Annotated in this window: 10 protein-coding genes; 6 read left to right on the top strand and 4 right to left on the bottom strand. The window is 75.3% G+C overall.

The window, feature by feature from the left end; genetic code table 11:
• Nucleotides 1-307 precede the first annotated feature (307 nt).
• The 4 genes from QSK22_RS24595 to QSK22_RS24580 are packed head-to-tail and all read left to right on the top strand — an operon-like array spanning nt 308 to nt 4,505.
• The gene (locus tag QSK22_RS24595) at nt 308-3,004 is read left to right on the top strand and encodes a nitrate- and nitrite sensing domain-containing protein (protein WP_285496722.1); all 2,697 of its coding nucleotides are present in this window, start codon (nt 308-310) and stop codon (nt 3,002-3,004) included.
• Nucleotides 3,001-3,444, top strand: a complete 444-nt coding sequence (locus tag QSK22_RS24590; protein ID WP_285496721.1) for a roadblock/LC7 domain-containing protein — start codon at nt 3,001-3,003, stop codon at nt 3,442-3,444. Before QSK22_RS24595 ends, QSK22_RS24590 begins: the two co-directional genes overlap by 4 nt.
• Before the next feature lies 1 nt (nt 3,445).
• Complete coding sequence (locus tag QSK22_RS24585) at nt 3,446-3,910, top strand: DUF742 domain-containing protein (protein ID WP_285496720.1); 465 nt, start codon at nt 3,446-3,448, stop codon at nt 3,908-3,910.
• The gene (locus QSK22_RS24580) at nt 3,891-4,505 is read left to right on the top strand and encodes a GTP-binding protein (RefSeq protein WP_285496719.1); all 615 of its coding nucleotides are present in this window, start codon (nt 3,891-3,893) and stop codon (nt 4,503-4,505) included. The genes QSK22_RS24585 and QSK22_RS24580 overlap by 20 nt, the downstream gene beginning before the upstream one ends.
• A 124-nt stretch (nt 4,506-4,629) precedes the next feature.
• Here the strand turns inward: QSK22_RS24580 and QSK22_RS24575 are convergent, their stop codons facing one another.
• Nucleotides 4,630-5,232 carry a Uma2 family endonuclease gene (locus QSK22_RS24575; RefSeq protein WP_285496718.1) on the bottom strand — a complete coding sequence of 201 codons (603 nt, stop codon included), beginning with the start codon at nt 5,230-5,232 and terminating at the stop codon, nt 4,630-4,632.
• 282 nt (nt 5,233-5,514) lie between these two features.
• On the opposite strand from QSK22_RS24575, the gene QSK22_RS24570 reads away from it, so the two are divergent.
• The gene (locus QSK22_RS24570) at nt 5,515-6,138 is read left to right on the top strand and encodes a DUF1707 SHOCT-like domain-containing protein (RefSeq protein ID WP_285496717.1); all 624 of its coding nucleotides are present in this window, start codon (nt 5,515-5,517) and stop codon (nt 6,136-6,138) included.
• Between the two features lie 146 nt (nt 6,139-6,284).
• Nucleotides 6,285-9,680 (top strand): beta propeller repeat protein, encoded by a 3,396-nt coding sequence (locus QSK22_RS24565; protein ID WP_285496716.1) that lies wholly within the window; start codon nt 6,285-6,287, stop codon nt 9,678-9,680.
• A 698-nt stretch (nt 9,681-10,378) separates the two neighbouring features.
• Here the strand turns inward: QSK22_RS24565 and QSK22_RS24560 are convergent.
• The 3 genes from QSK22_RS24560 to QSK22_RS24550 all read right to left on the bottom strand — a co-directional run bounded on the left by QSK22_RS24560 (nt 10,379) and on the right by QSK22_RS24550 (nt 13,980).
• On the bottom strand, nt 10,379-12,376 hold the full coding sequence (locus QSK22_RS24560) for a DUF8508 domain-containing protein (RefSeq protein WP_285496715.1): 1,998 nt from the start codon (nt 12,374-12,376) through the stop codon (nt 10,379-10,381).
• Between the two features lie 235 nt (nt 12,377-12,611).
• Entirely contained in the window at nt 12,612-13,700 is a 1,089-nt protein-coding gene (locus tag QSK22_RS24555; RefSeq protein ID WP_285496714.1) for a Zn-dependent alcohol dehydrogenase, read from the bottom strand.
• An 88-nt stretch (nt 13,701-13,788) separates the two neighbouring features.
• Complete coding sequence (locus QSK22_RS24550; protein ID WP_285496712.1) at nt 13,789-13,980, bottom strand: ferredoxin; 192 nt, start codon at nt 13,978-13,980, stop codon at nt 13,789-13,791.
• Between the last annotated feature and the right edge of the window lie 390 nt (nt 13,981-14,370).

Here is a 14,370-nt window from a genome sequence, read left to right as displayed (position 1 = left end):
GCCCGGTGGCCCGCGGGCGGGCCGTCCCGCCGTCCCGAACGCACCGGCCAGGCGGCCGGTGCGGCGGGGCGCGCCTTCGTGCGCCCACCGGGCCTGACTTTCGGCGTTCGGCCCGTCACGGCGCGCCGCCCCGAAGATCGGCAATGCCGGGCCGCCATAGTAGGCTCCGGCAAACCCCCGCAGAACCCGCATTCGGGAGGTTCACCAGCATGTCGTCCCCCCGGCTGCCCTCGACCGCCCACGCGCGCCCGGTGTGCCGACCGTGAGGGCCCGGCGTTTCACCTCCATCCGGTCGAGGATCGCGTTGATGCTCCTCGTGCCGCTGCTGTCGCTGGTCGCGCTGTGGGGCTACCTCACCACGATCAGTTTCGGTGACGCCAAGGCCCTGCTGGACAGCGACCGGTTCCAGAACCGGACGCTGCTGCCCACCCAGCGGCTGGTCGACGCGCTGCAGAAGGAGCGCCGCCTGTCGCTGGCCGTCCTGGGCGCCCGCTCCGCGGCCCGGCAGTCCGAGCTGACCGCCCAGCGCCGGGCCACCGACGGGGCCCGGGCGACCGTGGAGCGTTACAGGAAGGACCCGGAGGCCGGCGACACGCTCGAACCCCCCGTCCGCGCGCGCCTGGACGGGCTGCTGCGGGAGCTGGGCGAGCTGGACGGCATCCGCCGCCTGGTCGACCAGCGCGGCGCCGACCGCACCCGGATCCTGACCGACTACTCGGAGGTCATCGACGCCGCGTTCGGCGTCTACGGGGCCGTCACCCCCGAGGACCCGCGCATCGCCGCCGAGGCCCGCGCCCTGCTGCAGCTCACCCGCGCCCGCGAGTACCTGGCCCGCGAGGACGCCCTGATCACCGGCGTGCTGGCGGCGGGCCGCCTGACCGCCGCCGAACGCGCCCTGTTCGCCCAGCTCGCCGGCGTCCAGCGGTACACCTACGCCGACGCGGTACCGGGCCTGACCGCCGCCGACCGGGGCCGCTACGACCGGCTGGTCGCCATGCCGCAGTTCTCCCGGCTGCGCAACCTGGAGGAGCGGATCATGCACGCGGCCGAACCGACCGCGCGCACCGGTGCGCGTACGGCCGGCCGCACCGAGACCACGGCCCGCACGGCGCGCACCGGCGCCGCGGCCGACTCCGCCGCGCACATGACGCCGCCCGTCGGCGCGGTGGACTGGAACGCGGCCGCCGAGCCCGTCCTCGACCGCCTCTACGGCTTCGAGAACCAGGTGCTGGACGGCGTCACCCACCGGGCCCGCGGCATCGCCGTCGGCGTGTTCGCCCGGCTCGCCGCCGCCGGCGGCCTCGGCCTGCTCGCGCTGGTGCTCTCCCTGGTGGTCGCGGCGCGCGTGTCGCGGCGGCTGCTGCGCGAGTGCCGCACGCTGACCGCCCGCGTCGTCGACTTCACCAAGCGGCGGCTGCCCCAGCTCGCCGAGGACGCGCGCGCCGGACGGCCGCTCCGCACCGCCGACGAGGAGCCCGAGGACGACTACCGGATCGACGAGATCCGGCAGATCTCCCAGTCGTTCGCGCGCGCCCGGGAGGCGGTCCTGCTGGCCGCCGCCGCCGAGGTCGACGCCCGGCGCGGCCTCAACGAGGTGTTCGTCAACCTGGCCCGCCGCAACCAGGCGCTGCTGCACCGCCAGCTCAGCCTGCTGGACGAGATGGAGCACCGCACCGAGGACCCCGCCGAGCTGGCCGACCTGTTCCGCCTGGACCACCTGGCCACCCGCATGCGGCGGCACGCCGAGGGCCTGGTCATCCTGGCCGGCCGCCCGTCCGGCCGCGGCTGGCGCCGCCCGGTGCCGCTGGTGGACGTGGTGCGCGGCGCGGTCGCCGAGGTGGAGGACTACCCGCGGGTCCGGGTGCAGCCGCTGCCCCGGCTGGCGCTGGCCGGATCCGCCGTCGCCGACGTGGTGCACCTGCTGGCCGAGATCGTGGAGAACGCCACCACGTTCTCCCCGCCGCAGTCGCCCGTGCGGGTCAGCGGGCACCCGGTGGCCAGCGGCTTCGCCATCGAGGTCGAGGACCGGGGGCTCGGCATGTCCGCCGAGGCGGTGCGGCTGGCCAACGAGCGGCTGGCCGACCCGCCGGAGTTCGACCCCGCCGACAGCGCCCGCCTCGGCCTGTTCGTGGTGGCGCGCCTGGCCCACCGCCACGACATCCAGGTCACGCTGCGCCCCTCCCCGTACGGCGGGACGACGGCGATCGTGCTGCTGCCGTCGTCGCTGATCGTCGAGCCCGAGGACCCGCCCGTCCGGCAGTCCGAGGGCGAGCAGGACCGGCGGGTGCTGCCGCAGCCCGTGGTGGTCGCGGCGCCCGCCTCGGCGCCGGCCGCCGCGTCCGGGCAGCAGGGCGTCATGCGGCTGGTGGCCGGACCGTCCGCGAGGTCCGAGTCGCCGGCGCCGTCCGAGCGGTCCGACAAGCCGGCGCCGCCCGCGCTGCAGCCCGCGGCCGGCGACGCGGCGACGGACGAGCTGCCGCGGCGGCGCCGCACGGGACGTCCGCCCGTCGGCGGGCCTCCCGCCGATGAGGCGCCCCCCTCCGACGAGGCGCCCCCCGCCGCGGGGGCGTCCGCAGAAGACACGTCCCCCGCCACCGGGGCATCCGCCGAGGAGCGGCGGCCGCCCGCGGCGGACCAGGAGCCGCTCCTGACCGAGGACGGGCTGCCGCGCCGCAGGCGCCAGACGCACCTGGTGCCCCAGCTGCGCGAGAAGGTGGACGCCGACCTGGCCGCCGCCGGGCTGCGTCCCCCGGACGACGGCGCCCCGCCCGCCGGCACCGGCCCCCTGCCCGCTCCGCCCGCCCCGCAGGCGGACGCCCCGCCCGCCGAGCCCGCCGCCGCCGGTCCGGCCGCCGCGGACCCGCAGCGCTCGCCCGACAGCCTGCGCACGATGCTGTCGGCGATGCAGCGCGGTTGGGAACGCGGCCGCCGGGAGGCGGAGCGGGACGGCGCCCCGCCGCCCCCAGCCCAATCCCCCCGAGCCCAGGAGGACGACAGCCGATGACAGAATCCCAGCAGGCCGGCACGGACACTGCGGGCGGACCCGGCGGTGAGCTGAGCTGGCTGCTCGACAACCTGGTCCAACGGGTGGCGAAGGTGCAGAACGCGGTCGTGCTGTCCAGCGACGGCCTGCGCATCGCCTCCTCCAGCGGGCTGGACGCCGAGCAGTCCGACCACCTGTCCGCGGTGGCGGCCAGCTTCCAGAGCCTCGCCCGCGGCGCCGGGGAGAGCTTCGGCGGCGGTCCGGTGCGGCAGACGATCGTGGAGATGGAGTCGGCGTTCCTGTTCGTCACCGCCGCCGGGCAGGGCGCCTGCCTGGCGGTGCTCGCCGACGCGGGCGCCGACCTCGGCGTCATCGCCTACGAGATGGCGATGCTGGTCACGCGGGTCGGGCAGCATCTGTCGGCCGACCCGCGGGTGGGCTCCGAACCAGGTGGCGCGTGACATGGCGGGCCCGCATTCCACCGGCTCCGGCGCCGCGGGGCGCCGGCCGCCGGTCTGGCACGACGAGTCGAACGGGCCCGTGGTGCGCCCGTATGCGCTCACCGGGGGCCGCACGGACCACCAGCTCGCCGAGCAGTTCGACCTGGTCGCGCTGATCGTCACCGACGAGCAGGCGGCGGCCGGGCTCGCCGCGGACGGCGACGCCGCAGAGCAGGTCCCGGCCGGATCGGGAGCGTCCCAGTGGGCACCGGAGCCGGAACATGAAATGATCTTGGCACTTTGCCACACCCCGCTGTCGGTTGTCGAGATAGCGTCGGAACTGGAACTCCCCCTCGGGGTCGTCCGGGTCCTGCTCGGCGACCTGCTCGACCGCTCGCTGATCCAGGTCCGCCGACCCGCGCCGGTGGCCCAGTTCCCCAGCGAGCGCGTACTCAAGGAAGTGATCGATGGAATCCGTGCGCTCTGACGCGGGCCCGCCGCCGGGCGATTCCGCGCTGACCGTCAAGATCCTGGTGGCCGGCGGGTTCGGAGTCGGCAAGACCACGCTGGTGAGCGCGGTGAGCGAGATCCGGCCGCTGCGCACCGAGGAGGCGCTCACCGAAAAGAGCATCGGGATCGACGACACCACCGCCGTCCAGGACAAGACGACCACGACGGTGGCCATGGACTTCGGGCGCATCACGCTGCCCAACGGCCTGGTGCTGTTCGTGTTCGGCACGCCGGGCCAGGACCGGTTCTGGTTCATGTGGGACGAGCTGGCCAAGGGCGCCCTGGGCGCGGTGGTGCTCGTCGACACCCGGCGGCTGGCCGACTGCTTCGCCTCGGTGGACTACTTCGAACGCCGCGGCGTCCCGTTCATCATCGGGGTCAACCGCTTCGAGGGCGCCGCGCGGCACTCGCCCGAGCAGGTGCGCGACGCCCTGGACCTGCCGTCGTACGTGCCGGTCATCGACTGCGACGTGCGCGACCGCGAGTCGGCCAAGCAGGTGCTGATCACGCTGGTGGAGCACATCATGCGGTCGATGAGCAGCCGCCGGGACCCGGGCGCGCTCACCCACTGAACCGCGGCCGCGCCGGCCGCCGCCGCGCGGCTCACCGGCGCCTTTCCGGCCCCGGCGGGACGGGCGGCCCGCCCGCGTCCCCGCCGGGGCCGGCGCCTGCGGCACGTCCGCGCCCCGGACGGCTTCACTCCATCTCCGACAGCCGGGCCGGGTCGAAACCGACGGGAAACGGGCGTTCGACCACCAGCTCCTCGCCCGCCCTCACGCGGGCGTGCGTGCGGTACACCGCGCCGCCCCGCGCCGGGGCGGTCAGCTCCAGCAGCGTCACCGCGGGCCGCGGCTCCAGATCGACGATCCAGTAGTGCGGGATGCCGGCGGCGGCGTACTCGGCGACCTTCGCGCACCGGTCGATTCGCTCGCTGCCGGTGCGCGGCGTGACGACCTCGGCGACCAGCAGCAGGTCGGGGCCGTAGTAGGCGCGGCTGCGGCGCTCCAGCGCGGCGCGGGCCACCTCCCGGCCGACCACGAACACGTCGGGCTTGCGCACGCCGCGCGGCGTGATGACATCCTGCGGCGCGCCCGCCACGTGCACGTCCGCGCCGGCCAGCCCGGCGGCGTCCTTGAGGATGTCGCGCAGCCGGGCGGCGGCGTGGTCGTGCCACACGTCGCCGGGCAGCTCGGTCAGCCAGCCGTCCGCCAGCTCGTAGCGGCGCCCGCCGTCCTCGGGCATGGCGTCCAGGTCGTAGAGGGTGTACGGGCCGAACGCGCGGCCGACCGAGTTCACCACGGGACACGCCCCTTCCCCGAGTACCGGGCCTTCTTGATCACCTGACGTATCGCGAATGTAACGGACCGTCCGCGCGGACGGGTGCAGGGCACGCGTCCACCCCGATATCTCTCGCCCGGCGAGCGAAGTCGAGTTACGATGTATCTCGTTTATTCGGCCAAGGTCGACTCGCCTTGACCCTCCGGCGGCGGGAGGGTGCAGGCTCGGCGGCGGCGCCGTCCCTCCGGGCGCTGGGGCAGGCGTCCGGCGCGGCGCCGCGCAAGGACGCGAAGGGGAGATGCCATGACTGTCGAGCAGCGGCCGCGGCCCGCGCCACCGGCCGGGTCGTCTCAGCGCGCCTCCGACCGCGACCGCGACGAACGCCTCGTCCGCCTGCACACCGCCTTCGCCGAGGGGAGGCTGACCGAGGCCGAGCTCGACGAGCGCATCGACCTGGTTCTGGCCGCCCGCACCTACGCCGATCTCGACCGCCTCACCGCCGACCTGCCCGGCACCGGCCGGACCGCGCCGGACGGCACGGCCGCGGCCGCCCCGCGGGCCCGCGTCGTCCCCGCGCCGCGCACGGGCCTGGCCGGACGCTGGCAGATGGCCTACAAGAGCAGCGTGCGCCGCACCGGGCGCTGGCGCCTGCCCGAGCGGTACACCGTCGTGGTCTACAAGGGCGGATGCCTGCTCGACCTGCGGTCGGCCGAGCTGTCCTCGCCGGTCACCGTCGTGCGGGTGGTCGCCTACAAGTCGAACGTCGACATCGTCGTCCCGCCGAACGTGCGGCTGGAGATCAGCGGGCTGGGCGTGTCCGCCGACGTGCACGGGGCCGCCGCCGACCTGGACGCTCCCGTCGTGCAGGTGCACGGCATCGCCTACAAAGGGGCGATCGAGGCAAAAGATCAACTTCGCCTGGCCTGAGGCGATATAAACGCTCCGCGATACCTTTGACCGGCGATCCGGCGGTTGTCGGTACAGAGACTGATGTGACGCGGTTGGATGGTGTTCCATCGCCGAGTCGGCACCGACGGGTCCTGCGGGACCGCTGCGCGCGTGAAGGAGCGGGAGTGACGGCACAGACCCCTGAGCAGGACAGTGCCCGGCCACAGGCGGGGACGGATCCTTCCCCGGGGCCCGATCTGTCCGGTGCGGGGGCCTCCCGCCGGATCCGGCAGCGGCTGGCCTTCAGCGCCCCCGACACGCTCGGCGAGACGCCCGTGTCCGGCGGCCGTCCGTCCCGGGGCAGGGGCGGGCGCGCCAAGAACGTCCCGTCCCCCTGGCAGCGCGCCGAGGAGGCCTGGCGCCGCGCGGGCGTGCCCTGGCCGGACGCGGACAAAGCCGCCGAGCCCGCCGCCGAGCCCGCCGCCGACCCGAAGCCGGGCAGGCCCGCCGAGTCGGCGGCCGCCGCCCCGAAGGTTAAGTCCAAGCCGAAGGCGGCGCCGAAGTCGGCATCGAAGGCGGCATCGAAGGCGGAGGCCGAGCCGAAGTCGAAGAGCGAGCCGACGGCGAAGAGCGAGCCGACGGCGAAGAGCGAGCCGACGGCGAAGAGCGAGCCGAAGCCGCGGGCCGAGGCCGCCGCCAAGCCCGTGGCCGCGGCGAAGCCGAAGGGCGCATCCAAGGCCGCCGCCAAGCCCAAGACGCAGCCCAAGGCCGCGGCCAAGGCCAAGGCGGACTCCAAGACCGCCTCCAAGGACAAGACAGCCTCCAAGGCGGTACCCAAGGACAAGGCCGCCGCCAAGCCGAAGGCCGCGCCGCAGGCGAAGTCGAAGACCGGCCCCAAGCCGAAGAGCGGTCCCAAGCCGAAGGCAGGGCAGAAGGCAGCCGCGGCCGCCAAGCCGAAGGCGGCTGCCAAGCCGAAGACCGAATCGCAGCCGAAGACGCAGCCGAAGACACAGACAAAGGCGAAGGCGCAGGCAGGGCCGAAGCCGCAGACGAAGGCGAAGGCGCAGACCGGGCCGAAGACGCGGGCGAAGGCGGCGGAGGCGCCGAGCACGGCCCCGGTCGCGGCGGCGCGCGGGCGCAGGCGGCTGGTGGGCGCCGGGGCCGCGGCCGTCGTCGTGGCCGTCGTGGCGGCGGGCGTGTACGCGACCGGGAACGGCGACGACGAGCCGGGGCAGGCGGCGCCCGCGGCCATCGCGGCCGACCGCCTGTTCGCCACCGACCCGGCGGCCGGGACGGACGGCCTGGTGCAGGAGCTGTCGGCCGTGGCGGCGTCCGGCGGCACCGTCGTGGCCGTCGGGAACGAGAAGGCGGGCGACGGCGCCGAGGGCCGGGAGCGCGCGCAGTTCCTGTTCTCCGGCGACGCGGGGCGGAGCTGGCGGCTGGCTCAGGTGAAGGCCGCGGGCGGCGGCGAGCCGGCGCCCGGCGACCAGCCCCGGCACATCGCGGGCGGCTCGGGACGGTGGGCCGCGCTGGGGCAGGCCGCCTCGCAGGCCGGCGCGGCCGCCGCGACCGCAGGCGTGGCCGTGTGGACCAGCCGGGACGGCCGCGTCTGGACGCGCGAGGCGGCGAACGCGAGCGCGGCGTTCCGTCCGGGCGACCGGATCAACGCGCTGGTCCGCACGTCCGCCGGGTTCGCGGCCGTGGGCGCGAACTCGCCGAGCGGCACGTTCCGGGGCGACCAGCGGGCCGTGCTGTGGACCTCGGCGGACGGCCGGTCCTGGCAGCGCGTCGACCGCCCGGCGGGCGGCGAGATCACCGGACTTGACAGGGTGGCGGCGACCGGCAACGGCGCCCTGGTGGCGCACGGCTGGTTCTCCCGGAAGGTCACCAAGACCGTCACCCGGAAGGGCAAGCGCAGGAAGCAGACCGTCACGCAGCGCGGCGAGGGGCTGTGGCTGACGGCCGACGGCGGGCGCACGTGGACCCCGGTGACCGTGCCGCAGGCGCAGGGCTCCTACGGGGCGACCATCGGGCTGGCGTCCGGCCCCGGCGGCGTGTACGTCGCCCGTGAGGGCCGACGCGTGACCAAGGCGAAGAAGCGCCGCACCACCACCCGCTACGGCGTGGTGTTCTTCTCGGCGGACGGGCGCACGTGGGCGCCGGCCGGGCAGGTGTCGGTGCCGTCGTACGGGGGAGTGGCGCGGCTGGCGGGGTCGTCCACCGGCCTGGCGGTCCTGGTACGCGGCAAGGGCGGCGCGGGCACGGTGCTGCGCAGCGGCGACGGGCGCACCTGGCGGCCCGGCGGCGACGTGGGGGCCATGGCCGCCGCCCCCGGTTCGGGGCTCACCGTCAGCGGGCTGACGGTCGCGGCGGGCGCCGCCGCCGTCATCACCGGGCGCCGGGGTGACGACCCGTACCTGGCGCTGTCGGGCGAGGCGGCGGCCCGTCCGGTGAACGTGGTGGACCTGGCCAAGGTGCCGGGTGCGATCCGCCCCGAACGCGCCGTCACGTCCATGAGCGTGGGGGCGGGGCGCGTCGTCGCCGTGGGCAGCACGGGCGGCGGCGGGGCGGTGTGGAGCGCGCCCGCGGCGACCCCCGGTTCCTGGGCGCGCGCGCAGACGCCCGACCTGCGCGCAGGCAAGGCGGTCGGCGGGCCGCGCCAGCCGCGGCAGCGGTTCGGCGACGTCGTCTACGGCGCCAAGGGGTGGCTCGCCGTCGGACGCGTCACCGCCCCCGACGGGAAGGTGACGCCCCTGGTGGCCGGGTCCGCGGACGGGGTGACGTGGCGCAAGACCCCGTTCCCCGGTGCGCGGGGCAACATGGTGGACGGCGTCACGTCCGGGCCGTCCGGCTACGTCGTCGTCGGCACGTCCGGGGGGAAGGCCGCCGCGTGGCGTTCCACCGACCTCAAGAGCTGGAAGCGCGGCTCGAACGCGGGCAAGGGCGATCTGGACGGCCGCACGTGGATGCGGGACGTCACGGCCGTCTCCAAGGGCTATGTGGCCGTCGGAGGCCGTCCGACGGCCGCGGGCAGCGGCCGCAAGCCCGCTAAGCCCGTCTCCTACCGGCCCGCGGTGTGGACGTCCCAGGACGGCGTGAAGTGGTCGGCCGTCGCGCCGCCGCCGCTGCCGTCCGGGGTCGCATCGGGGGCGTTCCACCAGATCGTGGCGCGCGGCGACGTCCTCGTCGCGCTCGGCTGGGGCACCACGCCGCAGACCGCGGGCCGGCCCGCGCGGTGGCTGGGGTTCATCGGGGTGTCGTCCGACGGCGGCCGCACGTGGCGCACGAGCGTGCCCGCGGGAGCCGAGGAGGCGTCGGAGCTCACCTCGGCCGCGGTGACGCCCAAGGGGTTCGTGGTGGCCGGCGCGGTCGGCCGCAACGGCGCACAGGACGCTGTCATGTGGGCCTCGGCGGACGGGGTGACGTGGCGGCGCGTCCCAACGCGCGGCACCGGCCTGGACGGGCCGGGGGACCAGCGGCTCACCGCGCTGGCCGCGGTGGGCGGGGACGTGCTCGCCGTGGGCGTGGACGCCGACCACCGGGGGGAGACGCCCACTCTGTGGCGGACGACTGCCCCGTGACCGGCGTCCACGCCCAGGAGCGGTCTCGTTCGGGGTAGCGGTTCGGTTACGGAAGTCGGCGGCTCAGCCGTTGCACCCGCAGGCGCAGCCCTTCGGGCAGGAGCATCCGCTGCCGTGTCCACAACTGCATCCAGCTTTGCTCATGCCCGGAACGTAACCCCTCGGGCCATGGGCGGTCTATGACTGAAACGCAACGAATGTCTGAACGCTGGGGCAATGTCCGCATGACCCGGCGCTCCCGGCGCGCCGGTTATCGGACGAAAAGACCGCTGTATTCGGTCGAACCGGAAAACGCGGATGTAGCGGATGCGTCGCCGACGGCGATACTCCGGGTGGCGCGCGATGGTCGGCGGCCCACGGGCAGCGCACGCCGACCATCGCCCGCGGCCGGTTCCCCGGCCCGCCGGATGGCTTCTGCCACTGGGGACGGCCGCCACGCGATTGCGGCGCGCACACGCGTCGGCGAAACCGGCTGAGGCGATTCGCAGACGGTGGCGGGCCGACGGCCGCAGCCTGCATGCGTTCCGGGCGAAGGTGAGGGCCCGCCTCGGCGGGCGCCTGCCGCGTGCGCGGCGGCGCATCCCACCGTAGGCGCGCCGGGGCCGGCGGCGGCCCTCTGCGTGCCGTCTCGTGCCCTGAGACGGGCCACCGCGCTCCCGCCGCGGCCCGCGCGGGCCCTCGGCTCGTGTGCTCGCCGCCTACTGGCGGGAAGCCGTGCCCGAGGAAGCGGCGGTCCCGGTGGACGACATGTCGATGCGGACGACGGCCGGGTCGCGCTCGCCGGCGGAGGGGCCTGCGAACTCCGAGCGCCGGTGCACCACGTCGTACTCGTGCTTGCGGCGCGCCAGCGACGGGCTGAGCATGATGTGGTCGAGGGCCTGCGAGTTCCCGGCCGACACGCTCGTGTACCGCTCGGCGCGGGGCAGCTCGTCGGTCAGGTCGCGCAGCCCCGTCTGCCGGGTGAGCTCGCGCACCGAGTCGGAGAACTCGGTCTCGTTGAGGCTGCCGGTGACGATGACGTCGGCGTCGCCGTCCACGGCGCGCACCGACCGGACGAACCGCGCCACCACCTTCGCCTGTGCGGCGCGGCGCCACTCGCTGGGCCGGCGCGGCGGCTGGATGCGGCCGAACTCGGGCTGGTCGTCGCTGCTCTTGGGGTACCAGTCGTTGGCCACGACGATGATCCGCCGCCCCCGCCAGGTGATCTCACCGGCCAGCGGCTTGCGCGCGTTGCTCCACACCGGGTCGGTGGGCGCGACGCGGCCGGGACTGAGGCTGAGCCGGGCCTGCCCTCCCACGGCGAGCGCGCGCACCGACGTGCGGGTCAGGTCGGGGCCGCCGGGCGACACGGCCGGGTCCAGGCCGTCGCCGGAGCCGCCGGCCGCCCGGTCGACGAAGCTCAGCCCCCGGTCGGTGCGGAACAGGAAGCCCACGTGGTCGTTGGCGCCCTTCTCGCCGCCGTCGGCGTTGTCGCGCGGCGCCACCGACCGCCAGTCGTAGTTGGGGCCGCCCGCCTCGCTGATCGCCGTGATCAGCTCGGCCACGGTCTGGTCGGCGGAGACCGTGCCGTCGTCGTCGGGGCCGCTGTTGTCCCGCACCCCGGACACCGCGATCAGGTCGGGCGAGCGCAGGCCGTCCACGATGTCGGCGGCCACGGCGCGGAACCGCTCGCGCGATGCGCTCGGGTCGAGGCCGTCCACGGTCAGCGTCGCCACGGCCAGCTCGCCGGAGCGCTGCGGACGCGTCGTCTCGCGCCGCAGCCCGCCGCTTGCGGTGCGCGGTGTCGCGGTCGGCAGCAGCGTGTAGACGCCGTAGCCGTAGTCGAGCACGCCGTCGACGGCGCCGGGCAGCCGGTCGCCGACGTTCACGGGGGGCAGCGGGGCCAGCGCGTCGTCGAGGAAGATCCGCTCGGGGTTGGCGTCGCCGACCGCCGCGACGATGCCGCCGCGCGCGGTGCGCGGACCCGCCCCCGCGCCGCCCGCGGGCAGCACGGGGATCTGGCCGCCGCTGGTGGGGCCGACGGCCACCGCGTCCTGCACGCGGACGCGCAGGCCCTCCAGCGTCTCGTAGAAGTCCAGGGCGTCCCGGGTCGGGTCGAACGAGCCCCGGGTCTCGACGTTGATGGGCAGGCCGCGGCCGTCGTCGTCCACCACCTGGCCCGGCGGCCTGCGGCCCTTCGGGCCCAGCACCACCGGCGCGGGCAGCTGCACGCCGCGGGCCTCCACCGCGGTGGCGGTCGCGTCGATCTCGGTGCGGCCCAGGGTCGCCGACGCCTTCCCGCCGGGGCGGAACTCGCTGACCTTGCCGTCGACGCGCACGGCGTCGGCCACGGCCACCGACGGCCGGTTGCGCGTGTAGACGAAGATGCCCTCGGACGTGGCGTCGTCGCGGTCGGGCCGCGGGTCCTGCATCCAAAAGCCGGTGGCGGTGACGGTCGTGACGACGCCGCGCACGCCCGTCACCCGCGCCCCCTTCATCGGCGACACGTGCCCGGCGCCCTGGATGTCGTGGATGCGGATCTGCCGGGCGCCCGCGGCGGTGGACGGCGCGGTGCCGCCCGCTCCGGTGCGCGCGGCGCCGTCAGGGGTGCTCTGCGCGCCCGGCGCGCCCCGCGCGGCCTCGTGCGCGGAGACCCCCGCACCCTCGGGCGGTGCCGCCTGGGAGGTCGGCACCGCGAGGACGGGCAGGGCGAGCACCGCTCCCGTGAGAAGGGTCCTTGGCGCTGAGGGGCGGCGTCCGCGTCCCCGTCCGACGTAGGTCACCCACGCTCCATGCTCGACTGACGCGCGTGTTCTCGGTGGTGCGTTCGGCGCCCGCCGCTCACCGGCGGGCGCCGTGCACGACAAAGGATGACATGCGTTGTCGGCGGGGAAAAAGCGGTTGCCGAACAACCCGGATGATCTTGGGTGAACGGCGGGGTCCCGCCGCGGCTCAGTCGAACAGCACCACCTGGCGGATCACCTCACCGTTGCGCAGCGCCCGCACGGCGTCGTTGAGGTCCTCGAAGCGGATGCGCCGGGAGATCAGCCCGTCGATGTCCAGGCGCCCGGCCCGCCACAGGTCGACGAACATCGGGATGTCGTGCTTGAGGTCGCAGCCGCCGTACAGCGACGCCTTGAGGTTCTTGCCGTCGAACAGCAGCGCGAACGCGCTCAGCTGGACGTTGTCGTCGGCCGCGCCCGCGCCGACCACGATGACGTCGCCGCCGCGCCGGGCGAGGTTCCAGGCGGTGGTGATGGCCGCGGCCTTGCCGACCACCTCGAAGACGTAGTCGAACCCGGCGCCGCCGGTCAGCAGGTTCTTGGTCTCGTCCAGGCCGTCCAGCGTGGCGACGTGCGTCGCGCCGAACTGCTTGGCGACCGGGTGCTTGGCCTCGTTGGGGTCGACCGACAGGATGGTGGACGCGCCGGCGATCTTGGCGCCCTGGATGACCGCCAGGCCCACGCCGCCCGCGCCGACCACGGCGACCTTGGACCCGGGCCGCACCCGCGCGGTGTTGACCACCGCGCCCACGCCGGTGGGGATGCCGCAGCCGAGCAGCGCGGCGTACTCGAACGGCACGTCGTCGGCGATCTTGACGACGCCCTGCCGGGGCACCGTCATCTCCTCCGCCCAGGTGCCGCAGCCCGCCATGCCGAACGCGGGGGTGTCGGCGCCGATGCGGAAGTGCGGATCGCTGAACGACTGCGCCATGAACGTCATGCACAGGTACGGCTGCCCGCGCAGGCAGTCGGGGCAGGTGCCGCAGTCGGGCGTCCAGTTGACCACCACGTGGTCGCCGGGCTTGACGTGGGTGACGTGCTCGCCGACCTCGGCGACGACCCCGGCGCCCTCGTGGCCGAGCACGGCCGGCGGCACGACGGGCAGCACGCCGGTCATGGTGGACAGGTCGGAGTGGCAGACGCCGGTCGCCTTGAGGTGGACCTTCACCTGGTCGGGACCGGGGGCGACGGCGGTCACGTCGTCGCGCAGGTCGAGTTCGGTGTCGCCGACCGCGTGCAGTACCGCGGCACGTGCCATGGCTGCCTCCACTGAGGGGATCGGACGCCGCGCGGGGCGCGCGGGTCGCGGAAAGGGGTGGGGGAGGGAGGATGGTGGACGGCCGGGATCACTCGTCGAGGGTGAGCGCGGCCTTGGGACACGACCGCACCGCGTGCCGGACGCGGTCGGCGTGCTCGGCCGGGACGTCGGGCAGCAGGATCTGCAGCTCGTCGTCGTCGGTCAGGTCGAAGACCTCGGGAGCCAGGCCCACGCACACGGCGTTGGCCTCGCAGACCAGGGGGTCGACTCGTACGCGCATCGCCTTCTCCGTTCACTTCCCGGTGGGCTCGCGGATCCCCGGTACGGGCACGCGAACACGTTCTAGCGGCGGCCCGGGTGCGGGGTCGCGCCGGCCGCCGCCTTCCATCATCCTCCGGAAGGTCCGGCTGCCAACATAGCGAACGTCATTCGGTTTGGTCACGGGTGGGGCGGACTCCGTGCTCTCCGGGGATGTCGGGAGGCGGGTCGTGTCAAAGGCGGGCGGTGTGCGGCCCGCTGCGCGGCGCGGCCCGGTCGTCCCGGCCGGCGCCCGAGGCGGCCGGGGCGCGCCGCCGTCCGCTGCCCCATAACCGAAGTAGAACACGTTTCACTAAGACGTCACAAGGCGGATGCCCGGCCGGGCCGCCGCCCGGATAGAGTGCGCGGCAGA

Source organism: Actinomadura sp. NBRC 104425, assembly GCF_030269545.1.
GTDB lineage: Bacteria > Actinomycetota > Actinomycetes > Streptosporangiales > Streptosporangiaceae > Spirillospora > Spirillospora keratinilytica.
Note: the sequence above shows the minus strand (reverse complement) of the source record. Positions and strands in the feature narration are given on the sequence as shown.